The sequence below is a fragment of the Streptomyces sp. NPDC001157 genome (assembly GCF_053598255.1).
The window spans coordinates 454,445-472,320 of the sequence record NZ_JBSFJW010000002.1 but is presented as its reverse complement, the minus strand read 5'-3'; the positions used below and the strand labels follow the sequence as shown (position 1 = coordinate 472,320).

Below are 17,876 nucleotides of genomic sequence, written 5' to 3'. Positions count from 1 at the left end.
GTGCCGTTCACTTCCGCCGCGTCCGATTCCTCTCGACGTGTTCCGTCAAGCCTGTGGCGCGACGCCGACTTCCGCCGGCTCTGGGTGGGCCAGACGATCTCCCAACTGGGCGAGCAGGCAAGCCTGGTGGTTCTGCCGCTCCTTGCCGTCCTGACGCTGGACGCCGGCGCCGGCCAGTTGGGCGCCCTGCGCGCGGCGGGGCAGGCGCCGATCCTGTTGCTGTCGCTGTTCGTCGGCGCGTGGGTGGACAGATGGCGGACCCGTACGGTGATGGTGCTGACGGACGCCGGTCGGGCCCTGGCACTCGGCGGCGCCGCCGTAGCCGGCCTCCTCGGATGGCTCGGCCTGCCGGAGATGCTCGCGGTCGCCTTCGCCGTCGGTGCTCTGTCCGTGTTCTTCGACATGGCATACCAGGCGTCGTTGGTACGCCTGGTGAAACACGATCAGTTGGTACGGGGCAACAGCGCACTCGAGGGCAGCAGGTCCGCTGCGCAGATCGGCGGTCCCGCCCTCGGCGGTGCGTTGGTGTCCGTGCTGTCGGCGCCGATCGCTGTCGCCGCCGGCGCAGTGTGCTTCACGCTGTCGTTCCTGTCGATCCGGCGGATGGGGCGCCGCGAGTCGATCTCGGAAGGTCCTCCTCGGCTCTGGTGGCGCATCCAAGAGGGCCTGCGCTTTGTCGCCGGTGACACCTTGCTGCGGACCGTGTGCCTCGCATCGGCCGCCTTCCAGTTCTTCTTCGCGGCTGCGATGACCGTCCATCTGCTGTTCCTGCCACGGGACCTGCACCTGTCGGGCACCGCCGTCGGCCTCGCCCTCGCGGCGACGGGGCCGGGCGCGCTCCTGGGCTCGCTGCTGGCCGCCCGTCTGCCGGGCCGGATCGGATACGGACCCGTGCTCGTGTCCGCGGCAGCGCTGGGCGACGGCGTGTTCCTGTTCGTGCCTGCGCTGCACGGTTCCTCTGCGGTGACGGTTTCCGCGCTCGTCGCGGTCAACTTCGTCTTCGGGACCTTCAGTCAGCTGGTGAATGTCACGGTCATGGCCGTCCGGCAGAGCGTCGCTCCGGACGGGATGCAGGGCCGCGTGGCCGCGACGATCAACTTCGTCGGCATGGGGCTGACCCCACTCGGCTCGCTGCTCGGCGGCCTTCTCGCGGAAGCGTGGGGAACGCACACCAGCCTGCTGGTGACAGCCGCAGGCATGCTGCTGTCACCGGTACTGATGGCCCTCTCCCCACTGGCCCGGCTGGGACCGCAAGGTGCTCATGCCGTCGACGACGCCTGAGATGACATGAAGGGCGGAGAGAGGGTCAGCCCTCTCCGCCCCTCCGCCCCGCGGGTCCGAGGCCCGCACCTCAGGCCCGAACGGTCAGTCGCGGACTACGCATGCCCGAACCAACTGCCGCCCCACACCGCTCGGGTGCCCGCAGGGCAGGTCAGACGGAAGTCCCACCGGCCCGAGTAGGAGCGCCGGAACTCATGGCGGCCGTCGGTGCAGTCCACATACACCGGGTACGTGTGGCTGTCGCAGGTCAGGTAGACGTTTCGGTTGCCGTCGGTGCGCCCATTGAAGCAAGCCACCCCGAGCTCGCTCTCCTCCGGGGACGAGGCGCGCTGCACAAAGTCGAGCAGCGAGTGCTCCAGTGGGGCGCTCTCCTGAACGGTTCGCCCTTCAACGTTGGTGGCCTGGGCCTGCGCATCGCTGGACGTGCCCGCAGCGCCGGCCGGCACGGACGCACCGGCCAGCGCAGTGACAGCGATCGCCACGGTGGCTGCAACGTTCCTCATGGACGTCAAGTTCTCCTCCACAGAAGGGACAATGGGCTACAGATGCAACGGAAGGTAGCGAATTACGCCCGGCACCTCCAGCCAGACATCCACTGGATCGCCACTGGTTGACGCGCCCACCGACACCGTGTGGTTGACAGCGAGGTTCTTGTCCGAGTGATGTGAACACCTCGTGGAGCATGTGTCCGAAGAACTGTTATCCGAGACCCATCGACCGGTCTCCCAGGTATCGGGCAGGATCGTTCGGCGTCGAGGACGGGACACTTTTCATGGGTACACAGCGCACGGTGGAGCCGGCGGCACTGGTGGCCGCCGCCCGAGGGGGCGACCCGGAAGCTCAGGACGCCCTGGTCAGTGCGTACCTCCCGCTGGTCTACAACATCGTGGGGCGGGCGCTGAACGGCTCGGTCGACGTCGACGACGTGGTGCAGGAGACCATGCTGCGTGCCCTGGACGGGCTGGGCGGTCTGCGCGCCCCCGAGAGTTTCCGTTCCTGGCTCGTGGCGATCGCGATGAACGAGATCCGCAAGCAGTGGCAGGACCGGCAGTTCGCCCCGGGCACCGTGGAGGAGGCCGAGGAACTCGCCGATCCGGGCGCCGACTTCGTTGACCTGACCCTCGTACAGCTTCAGCTCTCCGGCCAGCGTCAGGAGACCGCGCGTGCCACTCGCTGGCTGGAGCCGGACGATCGGGGACTGCTGTCGCTGTGGTGGCTGGAGTGCGCGGGCGAGTTGACCCGGGCCGAGGTGGCCGCCGCACTCGAGTTGTCGTCGCAGCACACCGCGGTACGGGTGCAACGGATGAAGGCGCAGTTGGAGGCGGCACGCGTGGTGGTACGGGCGCTCGACGCGCAACCTCCGTGCCTGGAACTGCGCAGCATGCTGGGCACCTGGGACGGGCGGCCCTCGGCGCTGTGGCGCAAACGAATAGCCCGGCACGCCCGTGGCTGCGGGCGGTGCTCCGGCCTGTGGAGCGGGTTGATGCCCGTGGAGGGACTGCTGGCGGGCCTGGCACTGGTCGCTGCGGCGCCCTCACTGCTGGCGCGTGTGCGAGCCGCCGGCGGAGGGATGGCCGAGGCCGGCATGGCCGTGCCCGGCGCGGCGCCCCGGGCCTCCGGTGGCCGTACCGGACCGGGCCCGGGAGCCGGACACCGTGCCGCGCGCGGGCGGGCGACGTCCCGGAGCGAGGTGCGCCGACGCCGGCGCAACCGACGCCGGGCCGTCGGCGGGGCCGTCGTGGCGGCCTGTGTGGCGGGCGGCGGCCTCTGGTACTTCGGCACCGGCCCCGGGACCGGCGGCGAAGGGGGCAGCGCCGAGCACGCCGCGGGCGCTCCCGTCGCGGACCTGTCGGAATCCAGTGCCGTCGAGACTCCGCCGTCGGCCTCCACGTCTCCGTCCCCTTCTCCGTCCGCGTCACCGACGAAGAAGGCGAGCGCTTCCAGGAGCCCGCGCCCCGTGAAGAAGGACGCCCCGGCTCCCCGCCCGTCCGCTCGCCCGTCCCGCACGGGGACCGGCACCCCAGAAGCGTCGTCGACACCGTCGGGCACCGTCGCGCAGGTGGTCGCGCTGGTGAACAAGGAGCGGGCGGCCAACGGCTGCGGTGCGCTCACCGAGGACCCGCAGTTGGAGAAGGCGGCGCAGGGCCACTCCGACGACATGGCCGCCCGGAAGTTCTTCGACCACACCAATCCGGACGGCGCCGACCCCGGGCAGCGCATCACCGCCGCGGGCTACAAGTGGTCCACGTACGGGGAGAACATCGCCCAGGGGCAGCAGACGCCGCAGGCGGTGATGGAGTCCTGGATGAACAGCCCCGGCCACCGCGCCAACATCCTCAACTGCTCGTTCAAGGACATCGGCGTGGGCGTCCACAACGGGTCGGGCGGGCCGTGGTGGACGCAGGACTTCGGCGCCAAGCCCTGAAGGGCGAGAGGCCGTTGCCCGGCAGGTGCCGCGGGCGGATCGCTCAGCGCACCGGGAAGCCGAAGGAGTACCCCTGCTGCTTCAGCCACGGCAGGATTTCACGCAAAGCCGCCACGGTCTGGGAGCGGTCTCCGCCGGCGTCGTGGAAGAGGATCGTCGGGCCGTTGGACAACTCGCTCTTGACGGTGGCGACGATGGCGGCGGCGCCGGGGCGTTCGAAGTCCTTGGAGTCCACGTTCCAGCCCAGCGGCCGCATCCCCTGCCCGGCGGCGAGGTGCCTGCTGTAGGGCGTGAAGGCACCGCCCGGGGCCCGGTAGTACTGAGGCCGGACGCCCCCGGAGGCCTTGGTGATCATGTCGGCGGCGTCCAGGATCTCCTTGGACTGGTAGGAGTTGGGCTTCTTGTCCATGGTGGTGTCGTGCGACACCGTGTGGTCGCACAGCCGGTGCCCGGCCGCCACCACCGCCTTGACCATGTCAGGATGCGCCTGGGCCTGAGTGCCGACCATGCAGAAGGTGGCCTTCACCCCGTTGTCCTTGAGCACCTGGAGGACCTGCGGGGTCCAGACCGGGTCCGGCCCGTCGTCGATGGTGATGTTGACGCCCCGGGTGCCCTGGTCCGACGCGTGCACGATGGTCACCGCCACCGGGGTCCGGCCGGCGCCGGCCGCCGCTGCGGAGCGGTGCGCCGAGGCGCCCGAGTGTTGCTCGCTGAAGGGGCCGGCCTGCGCGGTCCATACCGACGTGGCCGCCGCCACCGCCGTCACCCCGACCGCCGCCGCGAATACCCGGCCGTACCAACCCCGCCCGCCATGCCGCGCCATGTCCGCCCCGCCCTTGTCTTCCCGGTGTTTCTTGTGCACCTGTCAGGACGGCGAAAGGTTGCTCCGGGATCCGTCTGTTACTGATCACGGACAATTCCGCGGGAGTTCCGGGACGGACGACCGGCGCACAGGGGTGGAACAGGGGCGAGACCTCCGCCGGACAGCCGGTTCTTCGACGCCAGGGCGCGGTGAGCCGGGCCGATCGGCCGTTGTCACGGGGTGTGGCCGCGACCGTGGTCCGTACGTCGGGCGCTGAACTCGACGTACGGATGCGGGATCGCGGCTCGGTGAGCGTGAAGGTGGCGTACTCGCCGTGGCTGCACGCGGAGGGCGGCTGTCCCCGGAGGCAGGGCGAGTTCACCCGGCTCACCGTCAACGAGCCGGGCGTGTACCGGATTTCTTCCGAATACATCGCCGCAGTCACCGACGCCGAACCGTCCTCGCCTCCGCTGCTGGCGGCCAGTGGTGACCGTCGCTGTGGAACGCCTCCTCAGGCCGCCGGCCGGATCAGCCCGGACTCGTAGGCGAAGGTCACCGCCTGGACGCGGGCGCGGGCGCCGATCTTGGCGAGGATGTGGCTGACGTGGGACTTGACGGTGGTCGGGGCGATGGACAGCCGGACGGCGATCTCGGTGTTGGACCAGCCGGAGGCGACGGCCGTCAGGACGTCGCGTTCGCGTCCGGTCAGGGTGTCCAGTCCGGCCTCCCGGCCGGCAGGGCGGGCCGCCGGCTGCTCGCGGACCGCGTCGATCAGTGCTCGGGTGAGGGCGGGGGTGATCGCCGCGTCTCCGGCGGCCACCACGCGGATGGCCGCGGTCAGTTCGTCGGGGGCGGCGTCCGTGAGGAGGAATCCGGCGGCCCCGGCGCGCAGGGCGGCGTAGGCGTGCCTCTCGTGCGGGGGAGAGGTCAGAACCAGGACGCGGGGAGGCGGTCCGCCCGCCGTTGCGGCCTCGGTGGCCGTGAGGAGCCGGGGGAGGCGCGCGGGGCGTGCGATGCGCCGGATGGCTTCGATGTCGCCCGTACCGGCGAGGTGGCTGTCCATCAGGACGACGTCCGGACGGAGCGCGGAGCACATGCCGACCGCCTCGGCTGCGCTCGCCGCTTCGCCCACCACGGTCAGGTCGGGCTCCCTGGTCAGGAGCATGCGCAGGCCGACGCGTTGCAGGGACTGGTCGTTGACGATGAGTACGGAGACCATGGCTGCCCTTCCCGCCTCTAAACGAAACGGTTTCGTTCACTTGGGAATCAGCTTAGCCCCCTCAGGTAGCGAAGCGGCATCGTTCTTTTTATGGTCTGGGTCACATCTCTCGACCGTCTTGGAGAGCGCCGCTTCCCGGGAGTGTTCAGGGCTCGCGGTGCTCGTGTGCCGCCTGTTCCAGCGCCTCCGCCTCGGCCTCGGCCAGCCGCTGCTCGGCCTCGACGTCGATCGACCGCGTCAGCAGCCAGTAGAGCGCCGCCGCGACCGGCAGTCCGATGAACAGCGAGATGTCGGCTCCGTCGAGTGCGTCGGCGACGGGACCGGTGTAGAGGGTGCCGACGGAGAAGAAGGGGATCATGACGGCGAAGCCCACCAGGTAGGAGATGATGCCGTGCCAGCCCCAACGGCCGTATATCCCACGGGGGTTGAAGATCTCGGCGATCGCGTAGTGACCGCGGCGCACCACGTAGTAGTCCATCAGGTTGACCGCGGTCCACGGGATGAACAGATAGAGCACCAGCAGCAGGAAGTTGTTGAAGTTCTCAAGGAAGTTGGAGGTGGCCGCCAGCGCGCCGACGAGGGAGAGCGCCGCGGTCAGCCCGATGGTCACCAGCCGCACGCCGAGTGTCGGCGTCACCCGTCTGATCGAGTCGATGGCGCTGATGAGGGTCAGCGAACCGCCGTACATGTTCAGCGCGGTGACGGAGACCAGGCCCAGGACGGCGAAGAGCAGCACGATCGCGCCGAACCCGCTGAACACCTTGTCGCCGGCCGCGTTGATCGACTTGATCGTCTCGAAGTCCTTGCCCGCCCACGCGGCGAGCAGCGCCCCGAGGACCATCAGCCAGATGCCGCCGAGCGCCGAGCCGAAGTAGGTCCAGTAGAAGGTCTTGCGGACGGTCACGCCCGGCGGGAGGTAGCGCGAGTAGTCGGAGACGTAGATGGCCCAGCTGATCTGGTAGCCGGCGACCACGCCGAACTGCGCGAGGAACGGCGTGGCCTTGAAGGCGCCGAGGTCGAAGGAGCCCGCCGGGTAGTGCAGCGTGACCAGGACGCCCACCGTGAAGATCCCGAAGACGACCAGGAAGGAGTACGTCAGGAACTGCTCGGCCTTGTGGATGACGTCGTAGCCGACAAGCGCGATCACGAGGGCGACGACGGTGACCACGACCACCCACAGCTTGACGCCCCCGTGCACCGTGGTGTGCATCGCCTCACCGGCGAGGATGGTGTTGAAGACGTTGAAGCCCGCGTACTGGACGTAGGCGAACAGCCACACCAGCAGGGCGCCGACATAGCCGAACTGGGGCCGCGACTGGATCATCTGCGGCAGTCCGAGCTGGGGGCCCTGGGCCGAGTGGAAGGCCATGAAGAAGGTGCCGAGGACGGTACCCGCCACGATCGCGATCAGCGACCAGATGAGGTTGCCGCCCTCGGTGATGCTGATCAGACCCACCGCGAGCGTGGCGATCTGCGCGTTCGACATGAACCACAGGGGGCCCAGATGCCACAGCTTGCCGTGGCGCTCGTCCAGCGGGACGTAGTCGATGGAGCGGATCTCCAGGCCCGACACCCGCGGTTCCGACGAAGTGGTCACGGCACCTCCAGCGTGATGATCCGCCCCTGTGGCCGGATTCATTCCCCGGAGGCGTCCGGTCAAGCGGTCATTACCGACCCTTGACCGGACGGATCACCGAGGTCAGACGGCCGGGCTGGGGAACGTCGGATACTCCACCCCGGAGACGTGCTGGACGACACGGATGACCTGGCAGGAGTAGCCGAACTCGTTGTCGTACCAGAGGTAGAGGATGGCGTTGTCGCCGTCCACCTTGGTGGCGCCCGCATCGACGATCGAGGAGTGGCGCGAGCCGATGAAGTCGCTGGAGACCGCGTCGGGAGCGGTGGTGAAGTCGATCTGGCGCCTCAGCGGCGAGGTCAGCGACACATTGCGGAGGTAGTCCAGGACCTCCTCGCGGTCGGTCTCGCGGCCGAGCCGCAGGCTGAGGATCGCGATCGAGACATCCGGCACCGGGACGCGGATCGAGCTGCCCGTGATGGGCGCCTTGAGGTCGGGCAGCGCCTTCGCGACGGCGGAGGCGGCACCGGTCTCGGTGATGACCATGTTGAGCGGCGCGGAACGGCCGCGGCGGTCGGCCTTGTGGTAGTTGTCCAGCAGGTTCTGGTCGTTGGTGAACGAGTGGACGGTCTCCACATGGCCGCGCAGCACGCCGTACTCGTCCGCCATCGCCTTCAGTGGCGGCACGATCGCGTTGGTGGTGCAGGACGCGCAGGACAGGATCTGCTCGTCCGGCTTGATCGTGTCGTGGTTGACGCCGTGCACGATGTTCGGGACGTCGCCCTTGCCCGGCGCGGTCAGCACGACCTTGTCGATGCCGGGGCGCAGGTGCTGGGAGAGGCCCTCGCGGTCGCGCCACTTGCCGGTGTTGTCGATCAGGATGGCGTTGCTGATGCCGTACGCCGTGTAGTCGACCTCGGACGGGTCGTTCGCGTAGATCACCTTGATCGCGTTGCCGTTGGCGAAGATCGTGCTGCTCGCCTCGTCCACCGTGATGGTGCCCTGGAACTGGCCGTGGATGGAGTCCCGGCGCAGCAGCGAGGCCCGCTTGACGAGGTCCTCGGAGGCCCGGCCGCCGCCACCGCGCACGACGATCGCGCGTAGCCGCAGACCGTTGCCGGAGCCCGCCTTCTCGATCAGCAGGCGGGCCACCAGGCGGCCGATGCGCCCGAAGCCGTAGAGGACGACGTCACGGCCCTCGCCGCGCTCGATCTTGTTGGCGCCGGTGGCGCCCGCGACGGCCTCCGCGGTGAAGGACTCCACCGACAGACCGCGGTCGTCGCTCTTGTACGTCGCCGCGAGCATGCCGATGTCGATCTGCGAGGGGCCGAGGTCGAGCGCGGTGAGCGCCTTCAGGAACGGCATGGTCTCGGTGACCGAGAGCTCCTCGCCGGCGATCTGCCGGGCGAACCGGTGCGTCTTGAGGATGCTGACCACCGACTTGTTCACCAAGGAGCGGCTGTGCAGCAGGACCGTCACGTCCCGCTCGCGGTGCAGCTTCCCGATGATCGGGATCATGGACTCCGCGATCTCCTCGCGGGTCTTCCAGTTGGTGAACGAGTCGTCGTTGACAGTCACAGATCCATCTTTCGAGCTAGGCAGCGCTCATATGTTAATCCCTGTTTGATCGATCGTTTGAGCGGGGTTCGTCACATCGCTCCTCACGCCCCGCGCGGACCTGGAATCGAGACGATCCGCCCGCCCGTCCGTACCTCACGGGCATGGGGCACGCCCGCCCCTGCAACCGCCACCGGACCGACCGAGGGACGTACACCATGAACGCAACCGCAGCCATCGGCGTGACCGGCCTGGGCGTGATGGGCCGCAACCTGGCGCGGAACTTCGCCCGCAACGGCTACACCGTGGCCGTCCACAACCGCACGGCGGGCCGCACCCGCGCGCTCATGGAGGTGTACGGCGACGAGGGCACGTTCGTCCCCGCCGAGAGGCCCGCGGACTTCGTGGCCGCCCTCGAACGCCCCCGCCGACTCATGATCATGGTGCAGGCAGGGGAGGCCACCGACGCGGTCATCGACGAGTTCGCTCCGCTGCTGGAGCCCGGCGACATGATCATCGACGGGGGCAATGCCCACTTCGCCGACACCCGCCGCCGCGAGGCCGCCCTGCGCGAGCATGGCATCCACTTCGTCGGCACCGGCGTCTCCGGCGGCGAGGAGGGCGCCCTCGAAGGCCCGTCGATCATGGTCGGGGGCTCGGCGGAGGCATACGACGTCCTCGGCCCCATGTTCGAGACCATCAGTGCCAAGGTCGGCGGCGAGCCATGCGCCGCGCACATCGGCAGCGACGGCGCCGGGCACTTCGTCAAGATGGTCCACAACGGCATCGAGTACGCCGACATGCAGCTCATCGCCGAGGCCTACGACCTGCTGCGTCAGGTCGCCGGCTACAGCCCGGCCGAGATCGCCGCCGTCTTCCGCCACTGGAACGAGGGCCGTCTCGGCTCCTACCTGATCGAGATCACCGCCGAGGTGCTGGCCCACACCGACCCGGTCACCGGCGCCCCCTTCGTCGATGTCGTCGCGGACGCCGCGGGTCAGAAGGGCACGGGCCGCTGGACCGTGCAGACCGCGCTCGACCTGGGCTCCCCGGTCACCGCGATCGCCCAGGCCACCTTCGCCCGCGCCGCCTCCGGCCAGCGCGACCTGCGGGCCGCCTACTCGGGCCTGCCCGGCGGCACCCGGCCCCCGCTCAGCCGCACCGAGGCCGAACGCTTCACCTCACAGGTCGAGCACGCCCTCTACGCGTCCAAGGTCATCGCCTACGACCAGGGCTGGAAGATGATCCAGGACGCGGCCGCCGAGTACGGCTGGAAGATCGACCTCGGCACCGTCGCCCGGATCTGGCGCGGCGGCTGCATCATCCGCGCCTCCTTCCTCGACCGCATCCGCGCCGCCTACGCCTTCGACCGCGACCTGGTCAGCCTGCTCGGTGAGATGGAGTTCGCCATGGAGATCACCGACGCGCAGGTCCCCTGGCGGGAGATCATCGCCTCCGCCGCCCGCCGCGGCATCCCCGTCCCCGCCTTCTCCGCCGCCCTCGCCCACTACGACACCCTGCGCGCCGACCGCCTGCCCGCGGCCCTCCTCCAGGGCCAGCGCGACTACTTCGGCGCCCACACCTACCACCGCACCGACTGCCCCGGCACCTTCCACACCCACTGGACGGCACCGGAACGCTCCGAAACGACGGCCTGACCGGCACGGTCCGTCCTTTACCGGGCGGGCCCCCTGCCCAGATTGCGCCAGGCGATGCCGCCCAGTACCGGCGCCATCCACATCAGCAGCAGCCAGACCGCCTTGGGCAGGTGGCGCACCAGTGCGGCCGGCGTCCTGACGCAGTCCACGAAGGCGTGCAGGCACAGCACGACCACCAGGGCGTACAAGGCGAAGGCGACATAGGCGGTCATGGATCCGGTTCCTTCCTGAGGGTCCCGGTGCCCCAGCGGGTACCGGGATCTTGCCTGTTCGCCCCTTCATCGCACGAGGCCGCCCCGGCGGTTCACGCAATCGCACCCCTCTTGCCCAGTCGCATCCGGCGCGCCCGTCCTGTCCAGCCTTGACGCCCCGACCTGCGCCGACAAGGCTTCGGGCAACACCCGCCCGGACAGCTAGGACGACGATGGCAGACTCCCCGGACACTCCCGACAACAGAGCCGCGGGCCGGCCGCTCCAGGTGGAGACGCACGGCCTCGACGTCATCGCCGACGCCGAGCGCAAGGGCACCCCGCGGACGCTGTTCTGGCCCTGGTTCGGCGCCAACGTCTCCATCCTGGGGCTGAGTTACGGCGCCTTCGCGCTCGGCTTCCGGATCTCCTTCTGGCAGGCGCTGACCGCCGGCGTCATCGGCATCGTCTTCTCGTTCCTGCTGTGCGGGTTCATCGCGGTGGCCGGCAAGCGCGGGTCGGCGCCCACCATGGTGCTCAGCCGCGCCGCGTACGGGGTGCGAGGCAACCGCCTGCCCTCGGTGATCTCCTGGGTGCTCACCGTCGGCTGGGAGACCGTGCTGTGCGCGCTCGCCACCATGGCCACCGCGACGGTGTTCGGACGGCTCGGCTGGGGCGGCGGCACCCAGACCAAGATGGTCGCTCTCGTCCTGGTCGGCGCGCTGACCGTCATCGGCGGGGTGATGGGCTTCGACCTGATCATGCGGCTGCAGACCGTGATCACGATCGTCACCGGCGTCCTGACCGTCGTGTACGTCGTGCTGGTCGCCGACCACATCCACTGGAGCACCGTCAGCGCGATCCCGGCGGGCTCCGCCCAGGAGTTCATAGGCGCCCTGGTGTTCATGATGACCGGCTTCGGCCTCGGCTGGGTCAACGCCGCCGCCGACTACTCCCGCTATCTGCCGCGCAGTTCGTCCGGCCGGGGCGTGATCGGCTGGACGACGTTCGGCGCGTCCGTGGCCCCGCTGCTCCTGCTGGTCTTCGGCCTGCTGCTGGCCGGCTCCTCCAAACCGCTCTTCACGGCGGTCGCCGCCGACCCCATCGGCGCGCTCACCACCATCCTGCCGACCTGGTTCCTGGTCCCCTTCGCCGTGGTCGCGGTGCTCGGCCTGGTCGGCGGCGCGGTCCTCGACATCTACTCCTCCGGCCTCGCCCTGCTGTCGGCAGGCATCAGGATCCCCCGCTATCTGGCCGCGTTCGTCGACGGCGTCCTGATGATCGCGGGCTCGGTCTACATCGTCTTCTTCGCCGACGACTTCCTCGGCCAGTTCATGGGCTTCCTGACCACCCTCGGCGTCCCCATCGCCGCCTGGTGCGGCACCATGCTCGCCGACCTGGCGCTGCGCCGCCGCGACTACGACGAGGGCGACCTCTACCGCCCGGCCGGCCGCTACGGCGACGTACCGCTCACTCCGTTGCTCCTGACCCTCGCCGCCACCGCCCTCGGCTGGGGCCTGGTCACCAACTCGGCCGCGAGCTGGCTGACTTGGCAGGGCTATCTCCTGGCACCGTTCGGCCTCGGCGGCAAGTCCGGCGCCTGGGCCTACGCCAACCTCGGCGTCCTCGCCGCCCTGGCGGTGGCCTTCCTCGGCACCCTGGCCCTGGGCCCCGCCCGCGTCCGCGCCCAGGAGGCCGAGGCACCGAGCCCGGCCACGGGGGAGGAGGTGCCGGTCGCATGACCTCGTCCGCCACCGGACTGCTCGCCGTCATCGACATGCAGCGCGTGTTCGCCGACCCCGGCAGCCCCTGGGCCACCTCCCGCTTCACCGAGGCCGCGGCAGGAGTACGACGCCTGCTGCCGGCCTACGGCGACCGGGTCGCCTTCACCCGCTTCCTGGCCCCCGCCGAGCCGGACGGCGCCTGGCAGGCCTACTACCAGCGGTGGCCGTTCGCCCTCCAGCCCCCGGAAGCCCAACTCTGGCAACTGGCCGACGAGTTCACACCTCACGCCCGGCATGTCGTCGACGCCACGACCTTCGGCAAGTGGACACCGGAACTCGCCCGGCACATCGGCCCCGAGGGACGCCTGGTCCTGGCCGGCGTCAGCACCGACTGCTGCATTCTGTCCACCGCGCTCGCCGCCGCCGACGCCGGGGTGGAAGTGCTCGTCGCGGCCGACGCCTGCGCGGGCGCGGACGACGACTCGCACGCCAAGGCGCTGCACGTCATGGACCTGTACCGCCCGCTGATCCGCGTGACCACCGTCGCCGAACTCCTCGGGGAGGAGGGGTGAGCGAATCCCCGCTCAAGCAGCGCCGCCTGGCCCTCCTCGGCGGAGGCTTCAGCCTCGACGACGACGGCCTGCTGGACGACTGGCTGCTGAGCCACGCGCGCGCCACCCGCCCCCGTGTGTGCTTCGTGCCCACCGCCAGCGGGGACGCCGCCCAGTACATCGAACGGTTCTACGACGTGTTCCGGTCACGCCACACCGGGGAGCCGACCGTACTGCCGTTGTTCCGACGGGAGTTGGACGACGAAGCGCTGCGTGCGTTCGTGCTCGCGCAGGACGTCGTCTACGTGGGCGGCGGCAACACCGCGAACATGCTGGCGGTATGGCGCACGCACGGGGTGGACCGGCTGCTGCGCGAGGCCTACGACCGGGGCACCCTGCTGTGCGGCATCAGCGCCGGCGCCAACTGCTGGGCGGAGGGATCGCACACCGACTCCTTCGGCCCTCTCACCTTCCTGCCGGACGGACTGGGCCTGCTGCCCGGCTCGGTCTGCCCGCACTACGACAGCGAACCGGGCCGCCGTCCCTCGTACCGTGCAGCGGTCGCCGACGGCTCGCTGCCCGCCGGATGGGCGCTGGACGACGGGGTGGGCGCGCTGTTCGTGGACGGGCAGCTGACGGAGACGGTGACGCGAGTGCCGGGCGCCCAGGTGTACCGGGTGGAGCCGGACGGGCAGGGCGGCGCCGACGAGCGGGCGCTGCCGTGCCGTCTGCTCACCTGAGTCCCGGGCGACCTTGGCCTTATCCGGTCGGGACCCGCAGGGCACTTGCCGTGTTCAATCACCTCTATCGCGTGACGTGACCGACGGCTCCACCCGTCAGGAGGCACCGTGCTCGCCGCTCCCGAACCCGACCTCACCGAACACGACATCATCGAGCGTGCCGTCGCGCTCAGGCCCGTCCTGCTCGAACGTCAGCCGGAGACCGAGCGGTTGACGCACTACCCCAAGGACACCCACGACGACTTCCTCCGGGCCGGCTTCTACCGGATGCTCCAGCCACGGCGCTACGGCGGCTACGAGTTCGGCCTGCCGGTCTTCTACCGCGTGGTCACCGAGATCGCGCGCGGCTGCCCCTCCACCGGGTGGGCGCTCTCGCTGACCGCCGCCCATGTGCTCCAGGTCGCCACCCTCTTCGACGAGCAGGCGCAGGACGAGATCTTCGGCGCCGACGGCGACTTCCGGGCCGCCTCCACCGCCGTACCCGTCGGGGTCGCACAGCCCGACGGCGACAGCCATGTCGTCCTGGACGGCACCTGGCCGTACTCCTCCGGCGCGCCCTACTCCACGCACTACGTCGGCCAGACCCTGCGCGCCCCGGCCGCACCGGGCGAGGCCCCGGGACCGCCCGTGCTGTTCGTTGCGCCGCGCTCGGTGTGGACGGTGCTCGACGACTGGCACGGTGTCCTGGGCCTGCGCGGCAGCGGCTCGAACAGCATCCACATGGAGCAGGCCCGCATCCCGGCGTACCTCACCCGCGAGGTCTTCCTGCTCGACCTGCCGGTCGAGGGCGGCAGCGTCGGCTCGAAGCTGCACGGCAATGCGATGTACGCCGGGCGGGCTCCGAGCTTCTTCCACGGCGAGCTGGCCGCCATCATGATCGGTACCGCGTACGCGGCCGCCGACGAGTACGCCCGGATCGTCGCCGCCCGCCCCCTCACCCTGGAACCCGACCGCACCCGTGCCGACCTGCACGACTACCAGCGTCACCTCGGCGAGGCGCTCGGCATCATCGACATGGCCGAGGCGGCGCTGCGCCAGACCGCGCAGGACTGGATGGAGACCTGCCGGCGCAACGTCACCGGCCAGGCCCCCTTCACCGTCGTCGAGGACAACCGGCTCGCGCTGATGTTCCTGAACGCCGGGCGCGCGGCCTGGGACGTGCTGCAGGGCATCCTCTTCCGCACGGCCGGCTCCCGGCACGCCCGCGACGGCGAGCGGATGCAGCGCTACTTCCGGGACGCGGCCACGTACTGGACGCATGTGGGAGCGAGCATGGCGGAGCCGCTGACCCGCCGCGTCGGCTGCGACCGCCTCGGGCTGCCCTCGCAGGACATACCGCTGATTCCCTGAGGTGACCACCCATGGTGAATTCCTGGGGAACGCATGAATGGGCTGGTTGGGATCGGGTACGCGAGCAGGACCGTGCCGGGGGCCGATCTTGTCCCGGGCGGGCCGTACGACTGCCGCAACCAGGGGATCTGCCATGGAGACACCTGCCAACGACCACACCACCACACCGGCCCGGCAGGCGCTGGACGCGCTGGCCGTGAACACGGAGGACACGGCGGCGCTGGACACGCTCGCCGGCAGTGAGGTGCTCGTTCCCGTGCCCGACGACGCAAGCCAGGAGGACGCAGGGGATCCGAGCGCGGTGGCGCTGCCGGTCCTGGAGCAGCCGGGCGGCGACCCGGTGGTGCCCGTGTTCACCTCGGAGGGGGAGATGGCCGGGCTGCTGCCGTTCGTCTCCCGCTACCGCCTGGTGCCGCTCGGTGCGCTGGCCTCGCAGTGGCCCGCCGACGATCTGTCGCTCACCATCGACGCCGGGTCCGAGCACCCGCTGACGCTCACCTCCGAGGGCGTACGCACGCTGCTGGTGCGACCCTGAGAGCCACCGAACCAGGCAGGGGAGGCGCCGGGCCCGGGAGATGAACGGCGCCGACCCCGCTCATGCCCGGGCGCCCACGGTCGCCGTGCCAGACGATACGACCGGCACGGCCACCGCGTCGTTCCGGGACGCGCCGCGACCGCCCGCAGAACACAGCGGATCGTGGCATTTCATCAAGAGCCCGTTCGCGGACGTCCCCGATCAGCGGTCGCAGTAACGTGATCGCATGGAACAGCGCATCACATTGATCACGCTGGGAGTGTCCGATCTCGCCCGTGCCAAGCGCTTCTACGAGGCGCTGGGCTGGCGGGGCCAGGAAGTCGAGGAGACCGTCTTCTTCCAGGCGGGCGGTCTGGGGCTGGTCCTGTGGAGCCGCGAGAAACTCGCCCGGGACTGCGGCCTGGAGCCCCAAGGCGCCGGGGGATTCGGCGGGATCGCCCTCGCGCACAACGTCCGGTCCGAGGCAGAGGTCGACGCACTCCTCGCCGCCGTACAGCGGGCCGGCGGAACCATCACCAAGCCGGCGGCCACCAACGCCATCGGGTTCTACTCCAGCGCCTTCGTCGACCCTGACGGCCACGCCTGGGAGATCGCCCACAACCCCGGGTTCCCGCTGGCCGAGGACGGGTCGGTCACGCTTCCCGATTTCGGCGCCGCATAGGGCCTGGTGAAGGTGCCCGAGGCCGCCGACCACCCGGTCTTCCACCTTCACCGCCGTAACTGATCACCTCACACCCCAACGGTCCACAATGGCCGCATGACGTGGATCTCCGGCGTGGCCGGCGGGCTGCTGCTGGCGGGCATGGCCGCCAGCGTGCTGCGGACCCTGGTGGTGCCGCGAGGGCTCTACTCGACGCTGGTGTACCGGCTGTGGTGGGTGTTGCGCCGCCTGCTGCGGCTTGCGGCGATACGCGGCGGCTACGGCGCCGTCGACCGCGCGCAGACCTGGCTCGCTCCGCTGATCCTGATCGGCATGCTCGCGACCTGGCTCGGCGGAGCGCTTGCCGGCTTCGGGCTGCTGCTGCACGCCGTGTCCGGGCTGTCCTGGGGCAGTTCCTTCCGAGAGGCGGGCTCCAGCCTGCTCACCCTCGGCTTCGCCGGCGGCGACCGGCTGCGGCTGTCCGCGCTCGACTTCGTCGCGGCGGCCACGGGACCGGTCCTGATCGCCCTGCAGATCGCCTACCTGCCCACGCTCTACGCCGCCTACAACCGTCGTGAGCTGGAGGTGACCCTGCTGCAGTCCCGGGCCGGCGAGCCCGCCTGGGGCCCGGAGATCCTGGCCAGGCAGTGGCTGGTCGACACCGAGACAGCGCTGCCGGAGCTGTACCGGGCCTGGGAGCGACTGGCCTCCGACATCGGCGAGAGCCACTCCACGTACCCGGTCCTGATGGCCTTCCGCTCGCCCCGCCCCTACCGGCACTGGCTGGTGGGTCTGGTCGCCGTGATGGACGCGGCGGCCATACAGCTGGCGCTCACCCCGCGCAGCGCCCCGCCGGAGGCCCGCCTGGTGCTGCGGGCCGGCTTCACCGCCCTGCGGGACATCGCCCGCGCCCAGCGCCTCCCCTTCGACCCGGACCCCTCTCCGGACGCCGCCCTCCGTCTCACCTACGTCGAGTTCGAGGCCGCGGTCGCGATGCTGGAAGCGGCGGGCTTCCGCACCGAACGCAGCGTCGCCGACGCCTGGCCGCACTTCCACGGCTGGCGGGTCAACTACGAGGCGATCGCCTACGAGATGTGCCATCGCTGCGACGCGGTACCCGCCCTGTGGACCGGTCCGCGCGCCTTCGCGTCGACGCCGATCCCGCCCCGCAGACCGGCGGATCGCAGACCCGGCGAGATCCGGCCGGGGCAGCCGGGTCCGTCCGCTGACAGCGGTCCCTGATCACGGGCCTTCCGGAGTGCTTGCCGACGTGCGGCCGGCCCCACGGAGATCACCCGGCTCGTCGACGAACTCGTCGCGCAGATGAGGTCCCGCTCCGGGCCTGGTTACCGCCAGGCCCTGCTCCGGCTCGGTGAGGCCGCCCTGGTCAAGGCCGAACTGCGCAAGCCGCCGCCGCGGTCGCCGACCGCTCACAACGTGTCGCCTGGTTCGGGCAGTCGGCCGCCGTGCTCGACGACGAGCCACTCGTCCTGGACCCCGGCACCCGCATGGGCTACGCCCTCGCGATGGGTGGCATCGGGGACAATCTCCAGCTGCACACCCTCCTCGCGGACCTTCGGCATGGGAGTCGACCGCGCCTGCGAGCACATGACGCCCATGCTGGAACTGG

18 protein-coding genes are annotated in these 17,876 nt (G+C 70.4%); 11 read left to right on the top strand and 7 right to left on the bottom strand.

Features of this window, described 5'->3' with window-relative positions; genetic code table 11:
- Nucleotides 1-1,281, top strand: coding sequence for an MFS transporter (locus ACWDAG_RS06025; protein ID WP_450694400.1), 1,281 nt, complete (start codon nt 1-3; stop codon nt 1,279-1,281).
- Between the two features lie 95 nt (nt 1,282-1,376).
- On the opposite strand, the gene ACWDAG_RS06020 is transcribed toward ACWDAG_RS06025, so the two are convergent.
- Nucleotides 1,377-1,784 (bottom strand): hypothetical protein, encoded by a 408-nt coding sequence (locus ACWDAG_RS06020; protein WP_450694371.1) that lies wholly within the window; start codon nt 1,782-1,784, stop codon nt 1,377-1,379.
- 269 nt (nt 1,785-2,053) lie between these two features.
- Between ACWDAG_RS06020 and ACWDAG_RS06015 the strand changes: the two genes are divergently transcribed.
- Nucleotides 2,054-3,706, top strand: a complete 1,653-nt coding sequence (locus ACWDAG_RS06015) for a sigma-70 family RNA polymerase sigma factor (RefSeq protein ID WP_450694370.1) — start codon at nt 2,054-2,056, stop codon at nt 3,704-3,706.
- Between the two features lie 43 nt (nt 3,707-3,749).
- Here the strand turns inward: ACWDAG_RS06015 and ACWDAG_RS06010 are convergent, their stop codons facing one another.
- On the bottom strand, nt 3,750-4,529 hold the full coding sequence (locus ACWDAG_RS06010) for a polysaccharide deacetylase family protein (RefSeq protein WP_450694369.1): 780 nt from the start codon (nt 4,527-4,529) through the stop codon (nt 3,750-3,752).
- A 221-nt stretch (nt 4,530-4,750) separates the two neighbouring features.
- Between ACWDAG_RS06010 and ACWDAG_RS06005 the strand changes: the two genes are divergently transcribed.
- Nucleotides 4,751-5,053, top strand: coding sequence for a hypothetical protein (locus ACWDAG_RS06005; RefSeq protein ID WP_450694368.1), 303 nt, complete (start codon nt 4,751-4,753; stop codon nt 5,051-5,053).
- Here the strand turns inward: ACWDAG_RS06005 and ACWDAG_RS06000 are convergent.
- From ACWDAG_RS06000 to ACWDAG_RS05990, 3 genes are all read right to left on the bottom strand, one after another.
- Nucleotides 5,020-5,727 (bottom strand): LuxR C-terminal-related transcriptional regulator, encoded by a 708-nt coding sequence (locus ACWDAG_RS06000; protein WP_450694367.1) that lies wholly within the window; start codon nt 5,725-5,727, stop codon nt 5,020-5,022. The two genes, ACWDAG_RS06005 and ACWDAG_RS06000, sit on opposite strands and share 34 nt — an antisense overlap.
- A 145-nt stretch (nt 5,728-5,872) precedes the next feature.
- Complete coding sequence (locus ACWDAG_RS05995) at nt 5,873-7,324, bottom strand: purine-cytosine permease family protein (RefSeq protein WP_450694366.1); 1,452 nt, start codon at nt 7,322-7,324, stop codon at nt 5,873-5,875.
- 102 nt (nt 7,325-7,426) lie between these two features.
- On the bottom strand, nt 7,427-8,881 hold the full coding sequence (locus ACWDAG_RS05990; protein ID WP_450694365.1) for a glyceraldehyde-3-phosphate dehydrogenase: 1,455 nt from the start codon (nt 8,879-8,881) through the stop codon (nt 7,427-7,429).
- Nucleotides 8,882-9,078: 197 nt separating this feature from the next.
- On the opposite strand from ACWDAG_RS05990, the gene gndA reads away from it, so the two are divergent.
- Nucleotides 9,079-10,518, top strand: coding sequence for an NADP-dependent phosphogluconate dehydrogenase (gene gndA, locus ACWDAG_RS05985; RefSeq protein WP_450694364.1), 1,440 nt, complete (start codon nt 9,079-9,081; stop codon nt 10,516-10,518).
- Between the two features lie 17 nt (nt 10,519-10,535).
- On the opposite strand, the gene ACWDAG_RS05980 is transcribed toward gndA, so the two are convergent.
- Nucleotides 10,536-10,730 (bottom strand): hypothetical protein, encoded by a 195-nt coding sequence (locus ACWDAG_RS05980; RefSeq protein ID WP_450694363.1) that lies wholly within the window; start codon nt 10,728-10,730, stop codon nt 10,536-10,538.
- Nucleotides 10,731-10,942: 212 nt separating this feature from the next.
- On the opposite strand from ACWDAG_RS05980, the gene ACWDAG_RS05975 reads away from it, so the two are divergent.
- The 7 genes from ACWDAG_RS05975 to ACWDAG_RS05945 all read left to right on the top strand — a co-directional run bounded on the left by ACWDAG_RS05975 (nt 10,943) and on the right by ACWDAG_RS05945 (nt 17,488).
- Nucleotides 10,943-12,448 (top strand): purine-cytosine permease family protein, encoded by a 1,506-nt coding sequence (locus ACWDAG_RS05975; RefSeq protein WP_450694362.1) that lies wholly within the window; start codon nt 10,943-10,945, stop codon nt 12,446-12,448.
- Complete coding sequence (locus ACWDAG_RS05970; RefSeq protein WP_450694361.1) at nt 12,445-13,002, top strand: cysteine hydrolase family protein; 558 nt, start codon at nt 12,445-12,447, stop codon at nt 13,000-13,002. Before ACWDAG_RS05975 ends, ACWDAG_RS05970 begins: the two co-directional genes overlap by 4 nt.
- Nucleotides 12,999-13,721: a Type 1 glutamine amidotransferase-like domain-containing protein gene (locus ACWDAG_RS05965; protein ID WP_450694360.1), complete on the top strand. Its 723-nt coding sequence runs from the start codon at nt 12,999-13,001 to the stop codon at nt 13,719-13,721. Before ACWDAG_RS05970 ends, ACWDAG_RS05965 begins: the two co-directional genes overlap by 4 nt.
- A gap of 108 nt (nt 13,722-13,829) precedes the next feature.
- A complete protein-coding gene (locus ACWDAG_RS05960; protein ID WP_450694359.1) occupies nt 13,830-15,071 on the top strand; it encodes an acyl-CoA dehydrogenase family protein in 1,242 nt (413 codons plus the stop codon).
- A gap of 133 nt (nt 15,072-15,204) precedes the next feature.
- Nucleotides 15,205-15,606: an SseB family protein gene (locus ACWDAG_RS05955; protein WP_266963766.1), complete on the top strand. Its 402-nt coding sequence runs from the start codon at nt 15,205-15,207 to the stop codon at nt 15,604-15,606.
- A 226-nt stretch (nt 15,607-15,832) separates the two neighbouring features.
- On the top strand, nt 15,833-16,267 hold the full coding sequence (locus ACWDAG_RS05950) for a VOC family protein (RefSeq protein WP_450694358.1): 435 nt from the start codon (nt 15,833-15,835) through the stop codon (nt 16,265-16,267).
- Between the two features lie 96 nt (nt 16,268-16,363).
- Nucleotides 16,364-17,488, top strand: coding sequence for a hypothetical protein (locus tag ACWDAG_RS05945; protein ID WP_450694357.1), 1,125 nt, complete (start codon nt 16,364-16,366; stop codon nt 17,486-17,488).
- A 188-nt stretch (nt 17,489-17,676) separates the two neighbouring features.
- On the opposite strand, the gene ACWDAG_RS05940 is transcribed toward ACWDAG_RS05945, so the two are convergent.
- Nucleotides 17,677-17,865: a hypothetical protein gene (locus ACWDAG_RS05940; RefSeq protein ID WP_450694356.1), complete on the bottom strand. Its 189-nt coding sequence runs from the start codon at nt 17,863-17,865 to the stop codon at nt 17,677-17,679.
- Between the last annotated feature and the right edge of the window lie 11 nt (nt 17,866-17,876).

Excerpts from the sequence above, each read along its gene's own strand:
- ACWDAG_RS06020 (WP_450694371.1), bottom strand. The coding sequence starts at position 1,784 with ATGAGGAACGTTGCAGCCACCGTGGCGATCGCTGTCACTGCGCTGGCC.
- ACWDAG_RS06015 (WP_450694370.1), top strand. The coding sequence starts at position 2,054 with ATGGGTACACAGCGCACGGTGGAGCCGGCGGCACTGGTGGCCGCCGCC.
- ACWDAG_RS06010 (WP_450694369.1), bottom strand. The coding sequence starts at position 4,529 with ATGGCGCGGCATGGCGGGCGGGGTTGGTACGGCCGGGTATTCGCGGCG.
- ACWDAG_RS06000 (WP_450694367.1), bottom strand. The coding sequence starts at position 5,727 with ATGGTCTCCGTACTCATCGTCAACGACCAGTCCCTGCAACGCGTCGGC.
- gndA (WP_450694364.1), top strand. The coding sequence starts at position 9,079 with ATGAACGCAACCGCAGCCATCGGCGTGACCGGCCTGGGCGTGATGGGC.
- ACWDAG_RS05980 (WP_450694363.1), bottom strand. The coding sequence starts at position 10,730 with ATGACCGCCTATGTCGCCTTCGCCTTGTACGCCCTGGTGGTCGTGCTG.
- ACWDAG_RS05975 (WP_450694362.1), top strand. The coding sequence starts at position 10,943 with ATGGCAGACTCCCCGGACACTCCCGACAACAGAGCCGCGGGCCGGCCG.
- ACWDAG_RS05970 (WP_450694361.1), top strand. The coding sequence starts at position 12,445 with ATGACCTCGTCCGCCACCGGACTGCTCGCCGTCATCGACATGCAGCGC.
- ACWDAG_RS05955 (WP_266963766.1), top strand. The coding sequence starts at position 15,205 with ATGGAGACACCTGCCAACGACCACACCACCACACCGGCCCGGCAGGCG.
- ACWDAG_RS05950 (WP_450694358.1), top strand. The coding sequence starts at position 15,833 with ATGGAACAGCGCATCACATTGATCACGCTGGGAGTGTCCGATCTCGCC.
- ACWDAG_RS05945 (WP_450694357.1), top strand. The coding sequence starts at position 16,364 with ATGACGTGGATCTCCGGCGTGGCCGGCGGGCTGCTGCTGGCGGGCATG.
- ACWDAG_RS05940 (WP_450694356.1), bottom strand. The coding sequence starts at position 17,865 with ATGGGCGTCATGTGCTCGCAGGCGCGGTCGACTCCCATGCCGAAGGTC.